General features: G+C 58.8%; 22 protein-coding genes. 15 read left to right on the top strand and 7 right to left on the bottom strand.

Annotated elements, in window-relative coordinates; genetic code table 11:
• A partial coding sequence (locus GOW56_RS04070; protein WP_171205012.1) for an IS3 family transposase occupies window positions 1-684 on the top strand: 684 nt, incomplete at its 5' end.
• 31 nt (window positions 685-715) lie between these two features.
• On the opposite strand, the gene GOW56_RS04065 is transcribed toward GOW56_RS04070, so the two are convergent.
• A complete protein-coding gene (locus tag GOW56_RS04065) occupies window positions 716-1468 on the bottom strand; it encodes a hypothetical protein (RefSeq protein ID WP_171205011.1) in 753 nt (250 codons plus the stop codon).
• Between the two features lie 120 nt (window positions 1469-1588).
• Between GOW56_RS04065 and dusA the strand changes: the two genes are divergently transcribed.
• From dusA to GOW56_RS04045, 4 genes are read left to right on the top strand one after another with little or no spacing between them, the layout of a single operon-like run.
• On the top strand, window positions 1589-2602 hold the full coding sequence (gene dusA, locus GOW56_RS04060) for a tRNA dihydrouridine(20/20a) synthase DusA (protein ID WP_171205010.1): 1014 nt from the start codon (window positions 1589-1591) through the stop codon (window positions 2600-2602).
• 15 nt (window positions 2603-2617) lie between these two features.
• Window positions 2618-3442, top strand: coding sequence for a sulfite exporter TauE/SafE family protein (locus GOW56_RS04055; protein ID WP_171205009.1), 825 nt, complete (start codon window positions 2618-2620; stop codon window positions 3440-3442).
• Entirely contained in the window at window positions 3439-4221 is a 783-nt protein-coding gene (locus GOW56_RS04050; RefSeq protein ID WP_171205008.1) for a hypothetical protein, read from the top strand. The genes GOW56_RS04055 and GOW56_RS04050 overlap by 4 nt, the downstream gene beginning before the upstream one ends.
• 36 nt (window positions 4222-4257) lie before the next feature.
• Window positions 4258-4986 carry an STAS/SEC14 domain-containing protein gene (locus tag GOW56_RS04045; protein WP_171205007.1) on the top strand — a complete coding sequence of 243 codons (729 nt, stop codon included), beginning with the start codon at window positions 4258-4260 and terminating at the stop codon, window positions 4984-4986.
• A gap of 653 nt (window positions 4987-5639) precedes the next feature.
• Here the strand turns inward: GOW56_RS04045 and GOW56_RS04040 are convergent.
• Genes GOW56_RS04040 through ccmI form a run of 3 tightly spaced genes read right to left on the bottom strand, consistent with a single transcriptional unit; the run spans window position 5640 to window position 7572 of the window.
• Window positions 5640-5873 (bottom strand): DUF1289 domain-containing protein, encoded by a 234-nt coding sequence (locus GOW56_RS04040; protein WP_152458393.1) that lies wholly within the window; start codon window positions 5871-5873, stop codon window positions 5640-5642.
• A 17-nt stretch (window positions 5874-5890) separates the two neighbouring features.
• Window positions 5891-6355 carry a Holliday junction resolvase RuvX gene (ruvX, locus tag GOW56_RS04035; protein ID WP_171205006.1) on the bottom strand — a complete coding sequence of 155 codons (465 nt, stop codon included), beginning with the start codon at window positions 6353-6355 and terminating at the stop codon, window positions 5891-5893.
• Window positions 6352-7572, bottom strand: coding sequence for a c-type cytochrome biogenesis protein CcmI (gene ccmI / locus GOW56_RS04030; protein WP_171205005.1), 1221 nt, complete (start codon window positions 7570-7572; stop codon window positions 6352-6354). The genes ruvX and ccmI overlap by 4 nt, the downstream gene beginning before the upstream one ends.
• 176 nt (window positions 7573-7748) lie before the next feature.
• Here ccmI and GOW56_RS04025 point away from each other — a divergent pair, with 176 nt between their 5' ends.
• The 4 genes from GOW56_RS04025 to GOW56_RS04010 all read left to right on the top strand — a co-directional run bounded on the left by GOW56_RS04025 (window position 7749) and on the right by GOW56_RS04010 (window position 13039).
• On the top strand, window positions 7749-8993 hold the full coding sequence (locus GOW56_RS04025) for a sarcosine oxidase subunit beta family protein (RefSeq protein WP_171205004.1): 1245 nt from the start codon (window positions 7749-7751) through the stop codon (window positions 8991-8993).
• A gap of 75 nt (window positions 8994-9068) precedes the next feature.
• Window positions 9069-9398, top strand: coding sequence for a sarcosine oxidase subunit delta (locus tag GOW56_RS04020; protein WP_171205003.1), 330 nt, complete (start codon window positions 9069-9071; stop codon window positions 9396-9398).
• Window positions 9399-9465: 67 nt separating this feature from the next.
• Complete coding sequence (locus tag GOW56_RS04015) at window positions 9466-12480, top strand: sarcosine oxidase subunit alpha family protein (protein ID WP_171205002.1); 3015 nt, start codon at window positions 9466-9468, stop codon at window positions 12478-12480.
• Complete coding sequence (locus GOW56_RS04010; protein ID WP_171167529.1) at window positions 12473-13039, top strand: sarcosine oxidase subunit gamma; 567 nt, start codon at window positions 12473-12475, stop codon at window positions 13037-13039. The genes GOW56_RS04015 and GOW56_RS04010 overlap by 8 nt, the downstream gene beginning before the upstream one ends.
• 33 nt (window positions 13040-13072) lie before the next feature.
• Here the strand turns inward: GOW56_RS04010 and GOW56_RS04005 are convergent, their stop codons facing one another.
• Window positions 13073-13465 carry a hypothetical protein gene (locus tag GOW56_RS04005; RefSeq protein ID WP_171205001.1) on the bottom strand — a complete coding sequence of 131 codons (393 nt, stop codon included), beginning with the start codon at window positions 13463-13465 and terminating at the stop codon, window positions 13073-13075.
• Between the two features lie 102 nt (window positions 13466-13567).
• Window positions 13568-14329, bottom strand: a complete 762-nt coding sequence (locus GOW56_RS04000) for an FkbM family methyltransferase (RefSeq protein ID WP_171205038.1) — start codon at window positions 14327-14329, stop codon at window positions 13568-13570.
• A 100-nt stretch (window positions 14330-14429) separates the two neighbouring features.
• On the opposite strand from GOW56_RS04000, the gene GOW56_RS03995 reads away from it, so the two are divergent.
• The 3 genes from GOW56_RS03995 to GOW56_RS03985 all read left to right on the top strand — a co-directional run bounded on the left by GOW56_RS03995 (window position 14430) and on the right by GOW56_RS03985 (window position 16592).
• Window positions 14430-15029 carry a superoxide dismutase gene (locus tag GOW56_RS03995; RefSeq protein WP_171205000.1) on the top strand — a complete coding sequence of 200 codons (600 nt, stop codon included), beginning with the start codon at window positions 14430-14432 and terminating at the stop codon, window positions 15027-15029.
• A 4-nt stretch (window positions 15030-15033) separates the two neighbouring features.
• Window positions 15034-15912 carry a metallophosphoesterase gene (locus GOW56_RS03990; protein ID WP_171204999.1) on the top strand — a complete coding sequence of 293 codons (879 nt, stop codon included), beginning with the start codon at window positions 15034-15036 and terminating at the stop codon, window positions 15910-15912.
• Between the two features lie 218 nt (window positions 15913-16130).
• Entirely contained in the window at window positions 16131-16592 is a 462-nt protein-coding gene (locus GOW56_RS03985; protein ID WP_171204998.1) for a host attachment protein, read from the top strand.
• A 43-nt stretch (window positions 16593-16635) separates the two neighbouring features.
• Here the strand turns inward: GOW56_RS03985 and GOW56_RS03980 are convergent, their stop codons facing one another.
• On the bottom strand, window positions 16636-17187 hold the full coding sequence (locus tag GOW56_RS03980; protein ID WP_152458382.1) for a TIGR00730 family Rossman fold protein: 552 nt from the start codon (window positions 17185-17187) through the stop codon (window positions 16636-16638).
• Window positions 17188-17314: 127 nt separating this feature from the next.
• On the opposite strand from GOW56_RS03980, the gene GOW56_RS03975 reads away from it, so the two are divergent.
• The 3 genes from GOW56_RS03975 (at window position 17315) to GOW56_RS03965 (ending at window position 21026) form a co-directional block, all read left to right on the top strand.
• Window positions 17315-18688: a LysM peptidoglycan-binding domain-containing protein gene (locus tag GOW56_RS03975; protein WP_171204997.1), complete on the top strand. Its 1374-nt coding sequence runs from the start codon at window positions 17315-17317 to the stop codon at window positions 18686-18688.
• Window positions 18689-18764: 76 nt separating this feature from the next.
• Window positions 18765-20570 (top strand): ABC transporter ATP-binding protein/permease, encoded by a 1806-nt coding sequence (locus tag GOW56_RS03970; protein ID WP_171204996.1) that lies wholly within the window; start codon window positions 18765-18767, stop codon window positions 20568-20570.
• Between the two features lie 57 nt (window positions 20571-20627).
• Entirely contained in the window at window positions 20628-21026 is a 399-nt protein-coding gene (locus GOW56_RS03965; protein WP_171115282.1) for a DUF2147 domain-containing protein, read from the top strand.
• Window positions 21027-21066: the final 40 nt, after the last annotated feature.

Raw genomic sequence — 21066 nt, 5'->3', positions numbered from 1 at the left:
CGTCAATACGGCCGATATGGCTATCGCAGGATTGCTGCGCTGCTGAGAGAGGCTGGATGGTCTGTCAGCGACGGGCGGGTTGAACGGCTTTGGCGACGAGAGGGGCTGAAAGTGCCCACAAAACAACCGAAGAAGGGGCGGCTCTGGCTGAACGACGGATCATGTGTCCGGCTTCGACCGGACCATCGCAATCATGTATGGAGCTATGACTTCGTTCATTGTCGAACCGATGATGGCAAAGCTTTTCGGACGCTGAATATCCTTGATGAGCACAGCCGAGAGTGCCTGGCGATTAAAGTGAAGCGCAAGCTGAACTCGGTCGATGTGATCGATGCCCTAACGGATCTGTTCATACTGCGGGGTGCACCGAGTTTCATACGTTCTGACAATGGACCGGAATTTGTCGCCCAGGCTGTCCGAGGCTGGATCGCCGCCGTTGGCGCGCAGACGGCTTACATCGAACCTGGCAGCCCTTGGGAGAACGGATACTGTGAAAGTTTCAATGGCCGGTTCAGGGACGAGTTGCTCAACGGTGAGATCTTCTACAGCCTGCGCGAAGCTCAAATTCTGATCGAACAATGGAGGAGACACTACAACACAAAGCGGCCCCACAGTGCACTGGGCTATCGCCCGCCAGCGCCCGAAGCCATCATACCAATGGATCGCAGGCCGACAATGCACTAACAATCAATTTGGACCAGTCAGATGAGGCTGCTCAGGACCAGGAGAGCGTTCTCGCCAGGTGAGTCATGTAGTTCGCGACTGTCTGTGGCATTCTTTCACCAGCCGACAACAGGTCTGCATAGTCATATAACTGTTGCTGCGTCAGCGTTGAGACCTTTGTCTTTCCGAACTCGTCGGCTTTGATAAAGGTCAGAACTTGAAGAGCCGATCGGCCGAGGGTTTTCCCTCGCTTCAAACGGTCCTCGATGACATCTGAGATTGTTGTCTCCGTTACGATTTGAATTGGAAACCCGTTTGCTTCGATTTCTCGGAGTTGGTTGTTTTGCCACTTTTTTGCGTTTGGCAGGTGCTTGAAGGTTTTCGTGAGGCTGTGCTGTTTGCCATCCACACGCTTTCGGATTTGTACCCGGTAAGAGCACTTTCCATTCTTGCCTTCAAACCGAGTGATGTTCTGTTCCTCGAATTTTTTCCCTAGGATCTCCTTGCGAGGTTTCTTTTCTTTCTGCTCGGCCGAAGAAACCGGCATGGCGTTTTCTGAAACCTCAGCAGCAGTCACAGCGGTTGCTTGAGAAGGGGAGCGGTGGAAGAGGTTCTGGGCAGTAATCGCTGCGAGCACATCCGTTGTGCAGTTCTTGATAGTCGTCGTGGAATTCGTCCCATCTTGCTTTCGATGATAGGGAATTCGGTTCGGTCGTCCGAAAATGTTTCCGGGGTTTGATAGCCGAATTCCGAGGGAAACACAGAAGATGGAACCGGCGGCGCCCGGGCCAGAAATCAGCTGCATTTGGGCCGCTGTTTGTATGCTTTGGATGTGCTACACCGTAGCACGCTCGAATCGAGAACCTCCGAAAACCCCCGGAAATACGGTGAAATCAGGGGAAATCGTGCTTCGCGAAGTTTAGAGATGAATGGAGTTAACGCTTTGAAAAATAACGCACAAAAAGCAGCGCGTTTAAGCGTGGCGCCCATGATGGACTGGACAGACCGACACTGCCGCTATTTCCATCGGCTGCTCAGCGCGGAAACATTGCTGTATACCGAAATGGTGACGGCGCCGGCGCTCGTGCGGGGCGGGGCGTTGCATCTGTTGGACTACTCTCCCGAGGAACACCCGGTTGCTTTGCAACTCGGCGGCTCTTACCCGGAAGAACTGGCGCAGGCGGCGAGACTGGGGGCTGAGGCCGGGTATGATGAGATCAATCTGAACTGTGGCTGCCCGTCGGACCGGGTTCAATCCGGCACTTTCGGCGCGGTCTTGATGAAAGACCCGGCCCGCGTTGCCGACTGCGTGACTGCCATGCGCGAAGCGGTGAATGTGGATGTCACCGTTAAATGCCGCATCGGAGTCGATGACCAGGAGCCCGAAGATGTATTGCCCGCGTTTCTTGAGCACATCAGCGCGGCAGGTTGTCAAAGGGTGACAATCCATGCCCGCAAGGCATGGCTGCAAGGGCTGAGCCCCAAGGAAAACCGGGATATCCCGCCTTTGGACTTTGACCTTGTGCATCGGATGAAGGTTGAGTTTTCGGATCTTCACATATCGATCAATGGCGGCATCAACACGCTGGACGATGCAGCCGCACATCTGGAAGCAGGTCTGGATGGGGTGATGATCGGCCGGGCCGCGTATCATCAGCCGGGCGATGTCCTGTCGGATGCTGACCGACGCATCTTTGGTACCGGAACGACGCGTGATCCGTTCGCGATCGTTCAACATATGGTGCCTTATGTGGAAGGGCACCTTGCCAATGGCGGGCGTTTGCACCAGATCACGCGTCATATGTTGGGCCTTTTCGCAGGTCGTCCCGGAGCCCGCGCATGGCGGCGCGCCTTGTCTGAAGGGGCTGTGCGGGATGGGGCCGGACCCGAAGTGATGCTGCGGGCGCTGGATCATGTGGCGCCCATGGCAGAAGTTTAAGCGGCAGGGGGAACGATGCCCGAGACGATGTTGCTGGCCCAGATGCTGGGCCTTTTGCTTGCGATCGGAGCGCTGGCCGGCGTGCTTGCCGGATTGCTGGGGGTCGGCGGTGGAATCGTCTTGGTGCCCGCCTTTTTCTATGCGTTTCAAACTCTTGGCTATGGCGGCCCGCAGTTGATGCAACTGTGTCTGGCCACGTCGCTGGCCACGATCATCGTGACATCGGTCCGATCCGTTATTGCGCACAATAAAAAGGGTGCGGTGGATTGGGATATCCTGCGCGGCTGGGGGCCGGGGATCGTCGTCGGTGCGATCATCGGAGTTCTGGTTGCATCGGCCCTGCGGACCGAAGCCTTGCAGGCGCTGTTCGGCATATTGGGAATGGTGATCGGGGCCTATCTGGGGCTGGGTCGTTCGGAATGGCGGCTGGGTGATGTCATGCCCGGTGGGATAAAGCGGGCCATCCTGTCCCCCGCGGTCGGGTTTCTTTCAGTTCTGATGGGAATCGGCGGCGGCAGTTTTGGTGTGCCGCTGATGAGCCTCTACAACACGCCGATCCACCGTGCCGTCGCAACCGCCGCCGGGTTTGGTGTGATCATCGCCGTGCCCTCGGTCATCGGGTTTTTGTTTCTGGATATCGCACCGGAACACCGGCCTCCGCTGACCATTGGGGCGGTCAATCTGGTGGCCTTCGGAATCGTCGTGGCAATGACGATGATCACCGCGCCCTGGGGGGTGAAGCTTGCCCATGCGATGGATCCGAAACCTTTGAAGCGCGTTTTCGCTGTGTTCCTTACGCTGGTGGCGCTAAATATGCTGCGCAAAGCGGTGGGTTTGTGAAGGATTTTGGCGCCAGGGGCTGGGTGAAATTCCCGTATGATCCAGTGCTTGCGGCCTGGGTAGGCCATGCGCTGCCTGCCGCACGGGCCGCGGTAACGGACCCGGCCCATGCTGACTGGCTGGATTGTGACGGAACGTGGTTCATCGGTGTTGACGCGTTGCCCAATGACGCGCAGGGCAGGGTTGGCCAATCGGGGCCTTTGGCTGGAACCGCCATGTCATTCATTGCAGGGCGTTACGGGCAGTTGCCGCTTCACAAAGGCCAAGTCTCGGTCATGCATCCTGGGTATCCACGCCCACGTCGGGGGGAAAACGAAGCCGCCGCGGGGTATCGCAGAAATCGGGACGCGGCCCATGTGGACGGTTTGCGCCCGATGGGGCCGGATCGTCGCCGCCGGGTGGATGAACCGCACGCCTGGATTTTGGGCATACCGCTGACCGAGGCCAGCCCGGATGCGTCGCCCATGGTGTTGTGGGAAGGCAGCCATCATATCCTGGGTGCGGCGTTCAGGCGCGCCCTTGCGGGGACGCCACAAGAGCGTCTGCATGAAGTCGATATTACGGATATCTACCAATCCGCCCGTCGCGAGGTTTTCGAAACCTGCCCGCGAATCGAACTGCCGGCCAAGCCAGGCGAGGCTTACGTGCTGCACCGCCACTGCCTGCACGGGGTTGCCCCCTGGGCGGAAACGGCAAGTGCAGGGCCGGATGGACGGATGATCGCCTATTTCCGCCCGGAATGCTCCGGGGGTGTGGCGGAATGGATCGAATCCACTTAACCTCCTGTCATTGTTTGGCTTTGGAGGTTTTGACCGATGATTACGGTCCATACGAATTCTGATGGTGCGTTGATAGAAGTGGAGTTGTCGGGGCAAGTCACCAGCGCCGACTATGCCGATTTCCTGGTTCCTGCAATCGAAGCGGCGCTCACCGAACACGATTCCGTTCGGCTTTTGGCCATCGTGCAGCCAGAGTTCAAGGGGTATGATTTGGGCGCGGCCTGGTCCGACACCAAGCTGGGGCTCAGCCACTGGCAGGGGTTTGACCGGATCGCGGTTGTTGCCGATCAGGGCTGGGTGCAAACCAGCATCCGATTGGCCGCCCCGATCCTGCCATGCCCCGTTCAGGTCTTTGAACTAGCCGAGCTTGAAGCCGCGCGGCGCTGGATGCGCGAGTCGCTGGGATCCATTCACGTGACAGATCTTGAGGGCCCATGTGTGCAGATCAGCCTTTTGGGAATACTGGACCCAGAGGAGTACAAGCAGGCCGAACGCGACCTGGACGCTTTGTTGCATGACCGGTCCGGGTTTCGGTTGCTGATCGACCTGCGGGAATTTGACGGCTGGCAGGGGTTGTCCGCTCTTGCAGCGCATTTTCGTCTGGCCAGTCGCCACATCGGACAACTGGATCGCGCGGCGATCGTCGGGGATAAAAGCTGGCAGCACATGGCACAACGTGTCGCCAGTCATGTATTGGGCACACGGAATCAGTTCTTTCCGTCCGAGGAAATCGAAAACGCCAAAGCCTGGCTGGCTGCCGGGTAAGGCCCTGCTCTGCGCCTCAACCTACATCCTGTGATATTGCAGCCAACAGGCGGCTTGCGTGCTTTGTTCTCTGGTCAGAACAAAGCACCCTTGAGCGCGAATTGACCAAATCTGATTGGCTTATTTCGCGGAACGACACGCGCCACATGTCTTGAAACCGGTCTTGATCCCGTGCCGGTCAAGAATTGTGACGTAAGGGAACTGGTGGGTTTTTCCGTGGAATTTCTGACCTTAAGGTCAACACGGACCAAAAACCCTGTGTTTTCCCCCTAAATTTGACCGGAAATGTCCTTACCTACGCCGTGTCGCTGCGGGCCTCCACTCACGTTGAACAGATGCGTTCATGAGCTGGCCCCTTTTAGGAGCTCGAACTCGGCCCGCGGCGGCACAGTTATTGGAAGCGGGAAGTTTGCGATGACACTCAGGTTATTGATGGAAAGATTTGCGGTACGCAAAACGCCAGTATTCAAGGCGGACAAGACCGGCACGAAGCATGTCCGACGTGCAGCGAAAAAATACGGGACTGCAAAAACAAGCAGATCCGAAATCGCAGCTCTGTTCGAGTCAGAGCTGCGCGGGCAAGACACAAACAGGTCGGCCCGCGATGAATCCAATGACCACAGGGATACGTCCCCAAAGCAGGCTGGCTGACTTCAGGAACCGTTTATGCGCGCTGCACGCCCGCCACGACGTTTGCTGAGGCGCGGCTTTCTGGTTGGTAGATCTTCCATGATTTCGGCGCGTTCGCTGCTGTCCATCTTGGACCAGCGGGTGATTTCGTCAATCGTGCGATAGCAGCCGGTACAGATGCGTTCAGTCGGGTGAACGACACAGATCTGGACACAAGGGCTTTCGACCTCATTCCTTTTCCAAACCATATTCGTCATCACTGGTCTCCGACCCGTTACAAAAAGCGCAGCCTGTCCAACGCCCCTTGCAAGATATAGCTGGCCGCAACGTGATCAATAACCTGTCCGCGACGTTTTCGTGTCGTATCCGCCTCAAGTAGTGCTTTTTCTGCCGCAACCGTGCTGAGCCGCTCGTCCCAAAATCCGATGGGCAAATCGGTCAGGCGGGACAAATTGCGCGCAAATGCCCGCGTTGACTGGCATCTTGGCCCTTCGCTGCCATCCATGTTCTTGGGCAGGCCCAGCAAGATGCCCCCGATCTTGCGATCGGTTACAATTTCGATCAGGCGCGCGGAATCGAGCGTGAATTTCTTGCGCCGTACCGTTTCCAACGGGCTGGCGACACCGCGCATCCGGTCGGACACGGCGACCCCGATTGTCTTTTCCCCAAGGTCCAGCCCCATAAGGGCACTCATCGGTTGCAGCGCGGCTGCAAATTCTTCGAAAGCGTCATGGATCATTGAGCGATCCCGGCTTGAAGGGCCGCCGCATCGATGATCTGCAAGGCCTCTGAATTGCCGGCAAAGACTTCCATGGCCTCATCGCGGATATCGATGGCGCGCTGGCCCTGGCCAAGAACGCCCAAGGCCGCGATCAGGCGGGCCCATTCCTCGGGGGATCCGCCTTCTGTCGCCAGCCGATCAGACAGCTGGTCCACCATACCCTGAATCATCTGCTGCCGTTCTTCGGGGCTCAGCTCTGCGGCGGCGGCCATGTCTTCCTGGCTGGGGCCGGGTGCTGTGCTCAGATCCGGTGCATTGAAAACGCCGGCCCGAAAGGCGAGTTCGTCGATCTGAGCCCGAATTGCTTCGGCCCAGGGCGCACCCGCGGGGGAATCCTGCAACGTTTCGACCCACATGCGATAGGCAAGGTCCGGCCGCCCGATCTGTGCCAGCATCTGCCCCCAATAATAGCGCGCCGGGCCGTGACGGGGGTCACGGTTCAGCGCTTCGATCAGCGCCTGTTCCGCTTCGGGTGAGACATACCCCCCTGCTGCCAGAATCATCATTTCAGCCAGGTCCGCATAGGTATCAGCCGTGGCGCTGTCGCCGGACAGCTCGATCACCTTTTGCTGCGCGGTGTACCCATCCTTGAAGTTGCCCGCATTCGTCTCGTGCTGCGCCAGCAACATCTGACCCTGCAAATCATCCGGCCGGCTTGCAACGGTTTCGCGCAACTGCTTCAGCAGGTTGGCATAGCTTTCTTCCAGCTGTCCAGGTTGAGGTGGGGTCGCCAGTTCTTCCGCGGCGCTTTGGGATGGCCGGTTGGCGCGCACTTCCTTGGCCAGTTCAAGCCGTGCGGTCAGCGGCATGTCAGGCAAACCCACGGCCCCGGTGCGATGATACATTGCCAACGCTCCACCGATCAGAAGCAACGAGATTGCCAGGATTGACAACACCGAAACCGCACGAGATGGCCCGGCGCCGGCGCCCTCTTTCTTCATTTGGTCATCTGCGGCCAGTATGCGACGGGAAATTTCCGTGCGCACCCGTTCGGCGTCGGCCTCGCCAATGACCCCGCGCGCCAGATCCCGGTCCACACCGGCCAACTGTTCGCGATAAACCCGCAGGTCGTATGCCGCCGCGGGTTCATCCCCACGGCGTTTGCGCAGCAGGGTAAAGCAGAGAAAAGCTGCGATCAGCAGCGCGACAAGAAAAATCAGAACCCAGAACGTCATGGTCCCTCCGAGGATGCTGCCCTGACTTAGACCTGTGAGGCGTCCGACAAAAGGGACAAATGGCCGCGAATGAGCGACATGTCGCAATAGTGCGATATTGCGGCGTTGCACGGCAGGGTTAAAATGCCGTCACACGGCATATCTGCGCCCAATCACCGAACCGGATGGATTCGCACATGAAACACTATTCAGCCTTTGCTGTGGCGCGGGAAGCTCTGCGCTATCACACCGGATGGGAGCGCGCCTGGCGCTCACCCGAACCCAAGAAGCGCTATGACGTCATCATCGTTGGTGCTGGCGGTCATGGTCTGGCGACCGCGTATTACCTTGGCAAGAACTATGGCATCCAGAATGTCGCGGTTATCGAAAAAGGCTGGCTGGGCGGCGGCAATACTGGTCGCAACACGACGATCATCCGTTCGAACTATCTGCAAGACCCGTCTGCGGCGATCTACGAGAAAGCGCGCAGCCTTTACGAGGACCTGAGCCAGGAACTGAACTACAACATCATGTTCAGCCCGCGCGGTGTCATCATGCTGGCGCAGACCCAGCACGAGATCCGCGGCTACCAGCGCACGGCCCATGCCAACGCGCTGCAAGGTGTCAAGACGGAATGGATCGGCCCCGAGCGCGTCAAGCAACTGGTGCCAATCATCAATCTGGACGGCCCCCGGTATCCGGTTCTGGGCGGCCTTTGGCAGGAACGCGGGGGCACTGCGCGCCATGATGCGGTGGCGTGGGGCTATGCGCGTGCCTGTTCGGCGATGGGGATGGATATCATCCAGCAATGCGAAGTCACCGGTGTGCGCTCGGACAACGGTCGCGTTGTCGGGGTCGATACCACCAAGGGTGCCATCGATTGTGACAAGCTGGGCATCGTCGTCGCGGGCCATTCGGGTCAGTTGGCCGAGATGGCGGGCTTCCGCCTGCCGCTGGAAGCCGTTGCTTTGCAGGCGCTGGTGTCCGAGCCCATCAAACCCTGCATGGATGTGGTCGTGATGGCCAACACCGTGCACGGCTACATGTCGCAATCCGACAAGGGCGAAATGGTGATCGGCGGTGGCACCGACGGGTTCAACAACTTCACGCAGCGCGGGTCTTTCCATCATATCGAGGAAACAGTGCGGGCGCTGGTCGAAACCTTCCCGATGATTTCGCGCCTGAAGATGCTGCGCCAGTGGGGCGGGATCGTGGACATGACCGGTGACCGCTCGCCCATCCTGTCGAAAACACCGTTGCAGGGCTGCTTTATCAACGGCGGCTGGGGCACCGGTGGCTTCAAGGCGATTCCGGGTTCCGGCTGGGGGATGGCGCAGCTGATGGCGACAGGCCATTCACCGCTGACCGAAGCCTTCTCGATGGACCGCTTCAAAGAAGGCCGCTTCATCGACGAAAGCGTAGCCGCCGGGGTGGCGCACTAGGGGGATTCCCGAAGGTGCCAGAAAACAGAATTCAGGTCGGCCCCCGCGCCGACCGACCGCCAAAAGGATGACAACATGCTAATCCTGAATTGCCCCTATTGCGGCGTAGACGCCGAAGAAACCGAATTGGCCGCCGGCGGCGAAGCGCATCTGAAGCGTTTCGGTCCGGGCTCGTCCGATGACGAATTCCACGACTACCTGTTCATGCGTGAAAACCCGAAAGGTGTTCATTTCGAGCGCTGGCGGCACGCCAATGGCTGCGGCAAGTGGTTCCACGCCGCGCGCTGCACGCAGACACTCGATGTGTTCGGCACCTATTCTGCGCAGGTCACCGAGCCGCCGCAAGACATCAAGGATGCCATCACTGCCAAACGACCCGGCTGGACGTGGAGAGAGTTCTCTTGATGCTTCATCTTTTCAAAAATACTCCCGCCGGAGGCTTTGACGCCTCCACATGCGAAAGGCCCGCACAATGAGCACCCGTCTCGCAAAACAAGGCCGGCTGATTGACCGGTCGAAAAAGGTCACATTCACATTCAACGGAACCTCGATGCAGGCATATGAGGGGGATACGCTTGCCTCGGCTCTGCTGGCCAATGACCAGATGATGGTTGGCCGGTCGTTCAAATACCACCGTCCCCGCGGCGTTGTCGCCAGCGGCGCGGAAGAGCCAAACGCGCTTGTCGGCCTGGGGCAGGGCAACCGGTTCGAGCCGAACCAGCGTGCCACGACGACCGAGGTGTTCAACGGCTTGACCGCGATTTCACAGAACCATTGGCCAAGTCTTGAATATGACATCGGTGCGGTGAACACGGCCTTTGCCCGGTTTCTGCCGGCCGGCTTCTACTACAAGACGTTCATCCACCCCAAACCTTTCTGGAAACACGTCTACGAACCGTTCATCCGGCAGTCGGCGGGGTTGGGCAAGGCGCCTGACAAAGACAACCGGGATGCCGACACTTATGAGCACTTCTACGCCTTTACCGATGTTCTGGTGATCGGCGGCGGTGTGGCTGGTTTGCAGGCGGCCAAGGCGGCGGCACAATCCGGTGCCAAGGTCCTGCTGATCGAGCAGACCGCGCATTGGGGCGGTCGCGCTCCGGTTGACGGCGGCACCGTGGATGGAGAGCCTGTGGATAAGTTCGTGGAACAATTGGTTTCCGAACTCGAAACAATGGACAACGTCATCATGCGCACGCGCTGCATGGGAGCGGGTGTTTACGACCATGGTTATGTGTTGGGATACGAACGTCTGACCGACCACACGCCGGGCGTGCAAGGCCCGCGCCATCGCTTGTGGCGCATTCGTGCCAAGCAAATTGTGACGGCAACGGGTGCAATTGAAAGACCATTGTCCTTTGCTGGCAACGATGTTCCGGGTGTGATGCTGGCATCGGCCATGCGCGACTATGTCGTGAACTGGGGGGTTACTCCGGGCGATCGGGTCATCGTCGCCACCAACAATGATGACGCTTACCGCACCGCGATTATCCTGAAACAGGCAGGTGTGGATGTTTTGCGCATTGTTGACGCACGCGCAACGGCCGGACCTTTGGCAGAGGAAGCTCGCCAGTTGGGTATCCGCGTTGATCCGGGCAAGGCCATTGCCAAGGTCAAGGGCGGCAAGCGCGTCAAGAAAGTCGCCATCTGCAACCAGGAAGGCGTTGGTGGCGCGCGTGAAGAGGTTGAGGCGGATGCAGTCTCCATGTCCGGCGGCTGGTCTCCGGTCGTGCACATGTGGTCCCATTGCGGGGGCAAGCTGATCTGGGATGAGGCGAACGCGCATTTCCGGCCGGATCCTCAGCGTCCGCCGCTGGGGGCCGACGGCAAAGGGTTCGTTGTTGCTGCTGGCGCGTCCAACGGTCCTCTGGCGTTGCAAGATGTTCTGACAGACGCCCATGCGGCCGGTAAGGCGGCCGCCAAGGCGGCTGGCTTCAAGCCCAAGAACACCAAGGCGCCCGCAGGGGAAACAACCGCCGAAGCGCCGATGGAAGCAGTCTGGCTGATGCCGGCAAATGCAGAAGTCCAATTGCGCATGAAATCCTGGCTGGATTTCCAGAACGACGTCAAGGTTTCTGACGTCCAACTGGCCGCGCGCGAAGGGTATGAAAGCGTCGAACACACCAAGCGCTATACCACGCTGGGCATGGCGACCGATCAGGGTAAGTTGAGCAACATCAACGGATTGGCGATCCTTGCTGATGCGCTGGAATCCGAGATTCCCAAAGTTGGCACAACCACCTTCCGCCCGCCCTATACGCCTATCTCGATGGGTGCGATCGGCGGTGAGGCCCGGGGTGAGGTCTTTCAGCCGATCCGTCGGACACCGATGCACAACTGGCACGACAGGAACGGCGCCGACTGGGAGCCGGTCGGTCACTGGCGCCGGGCCTATGCCTATGTCCGCCCCGGTGAATCCGTGCATGACGCGGTCAATCGAGAGGTCAAGAACACCCGCGAGAACCTTGGCCTGCTGGATGCCTCGACGCTGGGAAAACTGATCGTCAAAGGCCCGGATGCCGGCAAGTTCCTGGACATGATGTACACCAACATGATGTCCACGCTGAAGGTCGGCAAATGCCGCTATGGCCTGATGTGTTCGGAAAACGGCTTCCTGATCGACGACGGCGTTGTCGCCCGCATCGACGAGGACACATGGCTGTGCCACACCACCACCGGCGGGGCCGAGCGTATCCATGGTCACATGGAAGAATGGCTTCAGACCGAATGGTGGGACTGGAAAGTCTATGTCGCCAACGTGACCGAGCAATACGCGCAGGTCGCCGTAGTCGGCCCAAACGCCCGCAAGGTGCTTGAAAAGCTGGGCGGCATGGATGTCAGCAAAGAGGCGCTGCCCTTCATGGAATGGCGCGATGGCAAGATCGGAGGCTTCGATTGCCGGGCCTACCGCATTTCGTTCTCGGGCGAGCTCTCTTATGAAATCGCTGTTCCCGCCAGCCAGGGTCAGGCGTTCTGGGATGCCTTGATGGAGGCAGGCAAAGAGTTCGGCGTGATGCCTTACGGAACCGAATGTCTGCACATCCTGCGGGCCGAGAAGGGCTTTATCATGATCGGGGACGAGACCGACGGCACCGTGATCCCGCAGGATCTGGGGCTGCACTGGGCGCTGTCCAAGAAGAAAGAGGATTATCTGGGCAAACGCGCTCATTCCCGCAGCCACATGGCGGATCCCGAACGCTGGAAACTGGTCGGTCTCGAGACTGTGGACGGATCGGTTCTGCCGGATGGTGCTTACGCGGTGGGCGAGGGCGTCAATGCCAACGGTCAGCGCAACATGATCGGCCGTGTGACGTCGACATATTACTCTGCCAATCTGGGCAAAGGCATCGCCATGGGGCTGATCAAAAACGGCCCCGACCGCATGGGCGAGATCGTCGAGTTCCCGGGCACGGACGGCAAAACCTACAAAGCCAAGATCGTGGACCCGATCTTTTATGACAAGGACGGGGAGAAGCAGAATGTCTGAACCCATCAGCGCATTGAACCACGCCAGCTATGACGGCATCGCCAAGGTCCAGGAATGCGGCCTGCAAGGCATGATAACCCTGCGCGGCGACCTGTCCGACAAGGTGCTGGCCAAGGCCGTCAAGGATGCAACCGGTCAGAAAGTGCCGGGTCAGCGCCAGGTGCTTGTGACTGGCGATACCGGCGTGGCTTGGATGTCGACAGACGAGTTGCTGGTTCTGGTGCCTTATGCCGAGGTCGAAGCCAAACTGGCCGACATGGTCGGTGCCCTGAGTGGGACCCATGCTTTGGCGGTCAATGTCTCGGATGCCCGCGCCGTCTTCAGCGTCTCTGGTGCCAGCGCAAGAGAGGTACTGGGCAAGGTCGCACCTGTCGATCTGTCGGCGGATGCATTCCTGCCCGGCCAGATCCGCCGCACGCGTCTGGCGCAGGTGGCCGGTGCTTTCTGGATGGATGATGAACAGACCTTCCGCGTGGTCTGCTTCCGTTCCGCTGCGGATTACGTGTTCAAACTGCTCAAGGTGGCAGCACAGCCCGGCAGTGAAGTCGGGGTCTACTGAACAAAAAAGCCCCGGTTCATCCGGGGCTTTTTCTTACTTGACTGTCGAACAGGTCCCGACTCCGAAAGGTTTGTTCGCGAAATTTCCCTGAACGAATGCCATGCGGACGGCGACCGTATTGTCGGTTGTTTTCAGGTTCGCCTGATATCGAACGCGGACATTGCCGCCGGCAACCATTTTTTGATCGAGGTTCCAGATAATACGATATCCCTTGGCGCCGCGGTCTTTGAATTTTGCCTTGGCCCAATCCTGATACGACGTTGCGGCCATCGCCGAAGATGCGGCGGGGTCGATCCGGAACGCATACTCTGGCGCAATCCAGCCATGGGCGTCCTGTTTGGTCATCTTGCAATGATAGGTAACCGTTTCTGCCGCAGCGGTTTGTGCAAGCAATGCGGCGACTGCAATCGGTAAAAGTCTTTTCATTTTATCCACTTGGGTATGATTCTTTGTAAGTGCACTCAAACTGATACACCTCAATGCCGCAAGCGGGACCTCGCGTGAACGAAGAAAAAAACGCCAGACGTTCTACCCATGCAAGAGAACGGTGTGAAAACGGTTCAGGCCGTCTTCGGTCAGCAAGTCCGAAGTCTTTACAGGCTGCGCCTTGTCATCCGACAGCTTTGCGTAATAACCCAGTTCATCCATCAACGCGGTGACACGTTCGTGCCTCTGGTCTTCCGGAAGCAGAGGCGCATGAAGAGACAGAAGAAGGGCGGGGCGGCGTTTCTTCAGCCATGCGGACAAAGTGGGGGCAACAATGAATTCCGCACCCTCGATGTCCATTTTGACCAGCGAAACCCGTGACAGGTCGTTTGTTTTTTCGAATTGGTCCCAGGCGATCGTCAGCGTGTCAGACCCATGCGCCCCGTCGTGCAGAAGCGAACTGGTGGAATCCCCGGGTTCACCGCGCACAGAGGCCATGCGTGCCACGCCAAATCGATCTGACAGGGCGACCCCGAATGCCGAAACGTTCTGAATGCCGTTCAGATCAAGATTCCATGCCAGATGCCGAAACGCGGTCGGGTCAGGCTCAAAACACCAGACATGCCGTGCCCTTCGCGCACCGTACAGCACCGTCGGGCCAATCCACGCGCCGATGTCCAGATAGTCGCTTTGCGGAGACAGGAACCGGTCAAGAACTGCAAATGTTTCAGGTTCCCAAGCGCCCGCAGCGGCTTTGCGCCAGAATTTCGAATGGTACGGGTCCAGACGAAACGGCTCGCCGTTCAGATTGCCCGCATAATATCCGCGGGCGCGATAGAACATCTTGCGCGCCTGTGTCAGCATCGCCTGCCTCCGGGTTTTCTTGTCACGCCCCTTGACCTGCGGCGGCTGCCAAAGCATTTAACCTTGGGAACCGCAACTTACATTTAAACAGGGGGCCGACATGGCTTTTGAACTTCCTGATCTTCCTTATGCACATGACGCGCTGGCAGCCAAGGGTATGTCCGCGGAAACGTTGGAATATCACCACGACCTGCACCACAAGGCCTATGTCGACAACGGCAACAAGCTGATCGCCGGCACCGAATGGGACGGCAAGTCGCTGGAAGAGATCATCGTTGGTACTTACGACGCAAACGCCGTGGCACAAAACGGTATCTTCAACAACATCAGCCAGTTGTGGAACCACAACCAGTTCTGGGAAATGATGGGGCCGGGCGACATCGCCATGCCGGGCGAGCTGGAAAAGGCTCTGGTCGAGAACTTCGGTTCGGTAGATGAATTCAAGTCGCAATTCAGTGCCGCCGGTGCGGGTCAGTTCGGTTCAGGCTGGGCGTGGCTGGTCAAGAACGCCGATGGCTCGCTGGCCGTCACCAAGACCGAGAATGGCGTGAACCCACTGTGCTTTGGTCAAACCGCGCTGCTGGGTTGCGACGTTTGGGAGCACTCCTACTACATCGATTTCCGCAACAAGCGCCCGGCCTACCTGTCGAACTTCCTCGACAATCTGGTGAACTGGGAAAACGTCGCATCGCGGATGTAACGTATTGAACCGACGTCGGTTCATAAAGGGCCTGCTGGCGGTGACGCTGGCAGGCCTTGTTACGGCCGCCTACGGGTTCATCATTGAACCCGCGGTTCGGTTGCGCGTGCGCAAATGGCGCATTCAGCGGGACGACTGGACAGCGCCGCCGCTCAGAATCGCCGTACTGTCCGATATGCATGTGGGCGAGCCCTATGTCGGCCTGAACCGCGTAAAGCAGGTGGTCCGCAGAACCAATGCGCTGGCTCCGGACGTGATCCTGCTGTTGGGTGATTTCTTTGCAAGCCACAAAGGTGTCTCGGACACGGTCAAGATGCAGGACCTGGCCCCTGTGCTTGCTGGGCTTGAGGCGAAGAATGGTGTCTTTGCCGTTCTGGGCAATCACGACTGGTGGGATGACAGGTCGGCTCAGCGGCGCGGGTCCGGGCCCAATCGCTATGCCGAAATTCTGGAACAGAACGGCATTTCGGTGTTGTCCAATGCCGCGATCAAACTCGAAGCTCATGGCATCTGGCTGGCCGGGCTCGAGGATCAGCTGGCGATCTGGCGCAACGGCAAGCCGCAAGGATTGGACGATTTGGAAGGTACTCTGGCGCAGATCACCGATGACGCTCCGGTTGTGATGATGGCGCATGAGCCCGATGTGTTTCCCACTGTGCCCGGGCGGGTGGCCTTGACGCTTTCAGGGCACACACATGGTGGCCAGGTGCGCCTGTTCGGCTGGTCGCCTGTGGTGCCATCGAAATTCGGCAATCGCTATGCCTATGGCCATGTACGCGAAGATGGGCGCGATCTGGTCGTTTCGGGCGGTATCGGCTGTTCGATCCTGCCGGTTCGTCTGGGCGTGACGCCCGAAATCACGGTTGTCGAGATGTCCGCCTAAAGGGTTGATGACCAGCCGGTGAAAACCCGCCGATACGCGCCCTTTCCGCATGACGGTATCTTGTTTGCTGTTTTCCAGTACACATCTCTGTAGGGCGGAGGGAGAAACTGCATATCAATTCAAACCATGATCGGGCTGCGCACTGTTCGTGCGTCAACAACCCCGCATGTCCGGCAGGTCGAGGGATACCCAGAACACAACCTAATCAGGAGATCGCAATGGTCGCACTTACACAGGGAACTTGGGTTATTGTTGCAGATGGAGAGAAAGCGCTGGTGATGGAGAATATCACCGACGCCGACGATCCCAACCTTGTCGTCGTCGCTGTCGAAGAACAAGACGGCCCGACCGGAAAACCGACGGACCGCGCAGGTCGTCGCAACGACGGCGGACCAAAACAGAAATCGGCAATTGAAGAACCCACGTGGAAGGCGCACGCAAAATCTCTGTTCGTGCAGGATCTGGCGAACCTGTTGAATCGCAAGGGGCTGAAAGGCGCCTATGACAGGCTGGTTCTGGTGGCCAGCCCTCATGTTCTGGGCCTGTTGCGGCGTCGGTTGCACAGCGAGGTTCTGGGAAAGGTCGTGGCCGAGGTCAACAAGACCCTGACCAATCATCCTTTGCACAAGGTCGAACAGGTGGTGCGCCACAGTCTGCAACCCAAAGCCAAACTGGCCTGATCAATACGGCGGGCGGTTCGACCGCCCGCACGGTTTCCCATCCTCAAGTCAGCTTGTTCCGCAGGGCGATCATGGCTGTATCGGCGTCTTCAACCCAGGTGATGAAATCCGCCAAAGACGTGTCGGCAAAGCCTTGCCCGATCACCTGATCCAACAATGTGTGCAACGCGTCCCAATAGCCGTTCACGTTGACCACGACGATTGGCTTGTCATGCAGGCCAAGCTGGCGCCATGTCAGCGCTTCGAACAGCTCGTCCAGCGACCCCGGACCGCCCGGCAGAACCACGACGGCGTCGGCGTTCATGATCATGACCTTCTTGCGCTCGTGCATTGTCTCGGTGATCACGAAGTGGGTCAGATCCGTTTTTCCGACCTCGCGCTTGACCAGATGCACCGGAATGACGCCGAAAGTTTCACCACCGGCATTCTGCGCGGCGCGGGCCACTTCACCCATCAAACCGACATCTCCGGCTCCGTAGACCAGCCGCCAGCCTTCCTGCGCCAGCAGGCTGCCGAACTGCCGTGCAGTTTCAGAATAAGCCTTCTCGGCTCCATTGCGTGACCCGCAGTACACACAGACTGATTTCTGAGACATCAAAGGGGGGCTCCGGGGTTGTGTCAGGGGTTTTGACCCGTGATAGCGGGATTGATAGATTGGCTCAACTGTCCGTCGGAAAGCTTTTCAACGCAAAGCTTTTGCCCGTCGGAGTGAAAGGAAAATAATGGACGCCAAATCGGGAAACGGAAGCTCGGGCAATTTCATCTGGGGGGTGATTGCGGGTCTTGTTGCGATATTGGGCGCGGGTGGATTGTATCTGTCCAGCGTCTTCACCAAAACGCCCGAGCCGAGCACTCCGCAGGAAACCGCCTCTGCCGTAGCCCCGGAACCTGTAGGGCAGGATGCGCAGGTTTCGAAACCGGAAGTGGCTGAGCAGGCGGCTCCTGTGGATGAAGGGCCCACGACCGAGCCGGCCGAGGACACAAGTGAAACGGCCGACGCCTCTGACGCAGATACTGCCGTTGCCAAGACGGATGATACTGCACCCCAGCCAGCGGTCCCTCCGGCGCTGGATCAGATTTTTGTTGAGCCAGATGGCACGGCGCTGTTGTCCGGCGATGCCGAACCCGGCAGCCGGATCGAGGTGCTGCTGAACGGCGAACCCCTGCACAGCTTTACCGTGGACGGCAGCGGCCAGTTTGCCGAATTCGTTTCGATCCCGTTCAGCGACGCGGCTCAGGGGTTGGTCCTGCAAAGCAAGGATGGCGAACGGATCACACAGTCCGACGACTATCTTATTGCGGCTTTGCCAAAGCCGGTCGAAGAAGCGCCTGTACCTGAAGAATCGCCGGCATCCGATCCGGACACGCCGGCCGATGCCAAAGACGCCACGATCGCGACGGCCGATGCAGATGTCGAGCCCGAAACGACGACCGAAGTTCCAGCGCCAGAAGCTGACGTGACCGGAACCGAAAGCACAGTGCCGGAAGCCGAGGAAACGCAAACCGCCGACTTGCCGACACAGACACCCGAACGGGATCAGCAGATTGCGGTGCTGCGGTCCGGCGAAGAAGGGGTTGAACTGGTGCAGCCGCCTGTGGTGCGGGATACGCCCCCCGATCAGATCGCACTGGATACCATCGGATATTCTGATACCGGCAATGTTCAGTTGACAGGACGTGTGCAGGACGGTGCAGCCGTTCGACTGTACCTGAACAATCGTCTGGTTGCCGATCTCGACCCGAAAGAGGATGGATCCTGGCGCAGCGATCTGGAGGGGATTGATCCGGGTGTCTACACGCTGCGCGTGGACGCGGTGAATACGGACGGGACGGTGCTGAGCCGGGTCGAAACGCCGTTCAAGCGAGAGCCGGTTGAAGTGCTGGATGCCGCCGTGGCGGCCAGCCAGGCCAACGCGCAGGGCGAAGCAGCTGCAATCCGTTCGGTTACGGTTCAACGGGGCGACACGCTGTGGGCCATCTCGCGCGACCGGTTTGGCGACGGGGTCCTGTATGTACGGCTGTTCGAGGCCAATCGCGACCTGATCCGCGATCCGGATCTGATCTATCCGGGGCAGGTCTTCACCATACCTGAATAAGCATCGCCTTTGGCCCAAGCGGGCCGGGGTCAATCTCTGACCGCAGTTAAGGTACGTGATGAGACGAACACCTACTATGACCCCGGACGATACGGCGCCGCGCGACGAACGAAGCTCGGGCTGGCGCACGATCCGCAAAGTGGCACCCTATCTATGGCCACAGGATGAGCCATGGGTAAAGCGCCGCGTGGTGATTGCCATGGTCATGCTGGTTCTGGCCAAGCTGATCGCGGTCTATACGCCGATCCTTTACAAAGGTGCCGTTGACGCCCTGGCAGGTGAAGGCGTGCCGCCGGTGGCGCTGGGCGCGGTCGGGCTGACGGTCGCCTATGGCGTGGCGCGGATGCTGACCGTGGGTTTCCAACAACTGCGGGACGCGGCCTTTGCGCCCGTGGGGCAAAGGGCTCTGCGGGCGTTGGCGCTCGAGACCTTTCGGCATATTCACAACCTTTCGATGCGTTACCACGTGTCCCGCCGTACCGGGGGGCTGAGCCGCATCATCGAACGGGGTGTCAAGGGCGTCGAGTTCCTGTTGCGCTTTCTGCTGTTCTCGATCGGGCCGCTGATCCTGGAACTGCTGCTGGTGGCGATCATCCTGATGTGGCTGTTCGATGTCTGGTATCTGGTGGTCGTCGCCGTCACAATCGGCCTGTATATCTGGTTTACATTTGCCGTGACCGAATGGCGGGTGAAGCTTCGGCGCGAGATGAACGATCAGGACACCGAAGCCAATCAGCGCGCCATCGACAGCCTGCTGAATTTCGAAACCGTCAAGTATTTCAATGCAGAAGCCCGCGAAGCTGAACGATATGATGTGTCGATGAAGGCCTATGCCGGGGCGGCGTTGAAAACGGCTTATTCGCTGGCATTTCTGAATTTTGGCCAGTCATTCCTGATCACCTGTGGTCTGATCGGTGTGATGGTTCTGGCTGCAATCGGGGTTCAGAGCGGGAACCTGACAGTGGGCGATTTCGTCATGGTCAACGCTTACATGATCCAGATCACCGTACCGCTGAACTTTCTGGGGACGGTCTATCGGGAAATCCGGCAGTCGTTGGTCGATATGGGTCAGATGTTCGATCTGCTGGAACAGCCCGCCGAAGTCACCGACAAACCCTGTGCGCCCAACCTCAAGGTAAATGGCGGCGAAGTCACGCTGGACGACGTGCATTTCGGCTATGACCCTGAGAGGGAGATCCTCAAAGGTGTTTCGTTGACCGTTCCTGCCGGGCAGACCGTGGCCATCGTCGGGGCAACCGGGTCTGGCAAATCAACCATCGGGCGGCTGCTGTTCCGGTTCTACGATGTGACCAAAGGAGCCTTGAAGATCGACGGGCAGGATGTGCGGGATGTGACGCAGTCCAGCCTGCACGCGGCCATCGGCGTTGTGCCGCAGGACACAGTACTGTTCAACGACAGCATCCGGTACAACATTGCCTATGGCCGTGACGACGCCACCCCGGAGGAGGTCGAGGCCGCCGCCCGAGCTGCGCAAATTCACGATTTCATCACCTCGCTGCCCGAAGGCTACGACACTATGGTCGGTGAACGGGGGCTCAAACTGTCAGGTGGTGAAAAACAAAGAGTCGGCATCGCGCGGACTTTGCTCAAGAACCCGCCGATCCTGTTGCTGGACGAGGCGACCTCGGCCCTGGACACCGATACCGAGCAGGACATCAAGGATGCGCTGGCGCGCGCAGGAGAGGGTCGTACGGTTATCACCATTGCCCATCGCCTCAGCACCATTGCCGAAGCGGACCGGATCGTGGTTCTGGAAGCGGGCGAGGTTATCGAACAGGGCACGCATGACGAGTTGCTGGCGCGGTCGGGGCGGTATGCCCAATTGTGGAACCGGCAGCAATCGGACGGGGAGGCGGCCTGAAGTTCCAAACTTGGAGCGAAACAGGGTAGAATACACCAAACCAGGAGGGTGCCTGTCATGATGAAGCGACTGAAATCACGACTATCGTCTATTGTGATCGCGATTTGTCTGCCCGTCATTGTGGCGGCCGATCCCATCGTGGGTGTCTGGAAGACTGAACCTGATCGCAAGAACCTGATTTCGCACATCAAAATCACGGCGTGTGGAGATAAGTTCTGCGGTCGGATCCTTTCGGCCTATGACGCTTCAGGCAAGGAAGTCCAAACACCGAATATCGGCAAAAAACTGTTCTGGGACGTGGTCGGTGAAGGCGGTGGAAAATACGGCGGCGGCGAATTCTGGGTCCCGCTGATCAACGTGGATGCGGTGCCACAGATGACGTTGCAGGGGGACAAGCTGCTGGTCAAAGGATGCGAACATGCGATTTGCGCGCATCAGACGTGGTCCCGGTTGTGATGATGGCCAAATGAAAAAGGACCGGGAAAACCGGTCCTCT

It is taken from the genome of Ruegeria sp. HKCCA0235A (genome assembly GCF_013033235.1).
GTDB lineage: Bacteria > Pseudomonadota > Alphaproteobacteria > Rhodobacterales > Rhodobacteraceae > Ruegeria.
Note: the sequence above shows the minus strand (reverse complement) of the source record. Positions and strands in the feature narration are given on the sequence as shown.

Excerpts from the sequence above, each read along its gene's own strand:
- GOW56_RS04025 (WP_171205004.1), top strand. The coding sequence starts at position 7,749 with ATGAAACACTATTCAGCCTTTGCTGTGGCGCGGGAAGCTCTGCGCTAT.
- GOW56_RS04020 (WP_171205003.1), top strand. The coding sequence starts at position 9,069 with ATGCTAATCCTGAATTGCCCCTATTGCGGCGTAGACGCCGAAGAAACC.
- GOW56_RS03980 (WP_152458382.1), bottom strand. The coding sequence starts at position 17,187 with ATGTCTCAGAAATCAGTCTGTGTGTACTGCGGGTCACGCAATGGAGCC.
- GOW56_RS04045 (WP_171205007.1), top strand. The coding sequence starts at position 4,258 with ATGATTACGGTCCATACGAATTCTGATGGTGCGTTGATAGAAGTGGAG.
- ccmI (WP_171205005.1), bottom strand. The coding sequence starts at position 7,572 with ATGACGTTCTGGGTTCTGATTTTTCTTGTCGCGCTGCTGATCGCAGCT.
- GOW56_RS03970 (WP_171204996.1), top strand. The coding sequence starts at position 18,765 with ATGACCCCGGACGATACGGCGCCGCGCGACGAACGAAGCTCGGGCTGG.
- GOW56_RS03965 (WP_171115282.1), top strand. The coding sequence starts at position 20,628 with ATGATGAAGCGACTGAAATCACGACTATCGTCTATTGTGATCGCGATT.
- ruvX (WP_171205006.1), bottom strand. The coding sequence starts at position 6,355 with ATGATCCATGACGCTTTCGAAGAATTTGCAGCCGCGCTGCAACCGATG.
- dusA (WP_171205010.1), top strand. The coding sequence starts at position 1,589 with ATGAATGGAGTTAACGCTTTGAAAAATAACGCACAAAAAGCAGCGCGT.
- GOW56_RS03995 (WP_171205000.1), top strand. The coding sequence starts at position 14,430 with ATGGCTTTTGAACTTCCTGATCTTCCTTATGCACATGACGCGCTGGCA.
- GOW56_RS04005 (WP_171205001.1), bottom strand. The coding sequence starts at position 13,465 with ATGAAAAGACTTTTACCGATTGCAGTCGCCGCATTGCTTGCACAAACC.
- GOW56_RS03975 (WP_171204997.1), top strand. The coding sequence starts at position 17,315 with ATGGACGCCAAATCGGGAAACGGAAGCTCGGGCAATTTCATCTGGGGG.
- GOW56_RS04010 (WP_171167529.1), top strand. The coding sequence starts at position 12,473 with ATGTCTGAACCCATCAGCGCATTGAACCACGCCAGCTATGACGGCATC.
- GOW56_RS04015 (WP_171205002.1), top strand. The coding sequence starts at position 9,466 with ATGAGCACCCGTCTCGCAAAACAAGGCCGGCTGATTGACCGGTCGAAA.
- GOW56_RS04055 (WP_171205009.1), top strand. The coding sequence starts at position 2,618 with ATGCCCGAGACGATGTTGCTGGCCCAGATGCTGGGCCTTTTGCTTGCG.
- GOW56_RS04040 (WP_152458393.1), bottom strand. The coding sequence starts at position 5,873 with ATGACGAATATGGTTTGGAAAAGGAATGAGGTCGAAAGCCCTTGTGTC.
- GOW56_RS04000 (WP_171205038.1), bottom strand. The coding sequence starts at position 14,329 with ATGCTGACACAGGCGCGCAAGATGTTCTATCGCGCCCGCGGATATTAT.
- GOW56_RS04065 (WP_171205011.1), bottom strand. The coding sequence starts at position 1,468 with ATGCAGCTGATTTCTGGCCCGGGCGCCGCCGGTTCCATCTTCTGTGTT.
- GOW56_RS03985 (WP_171204998.1), top strand. The coding sequence starts at position 16,131 with ATGGTCGCACTTACACAGGGAACTTGGGTTATTGTTGCAGATGGAGAG.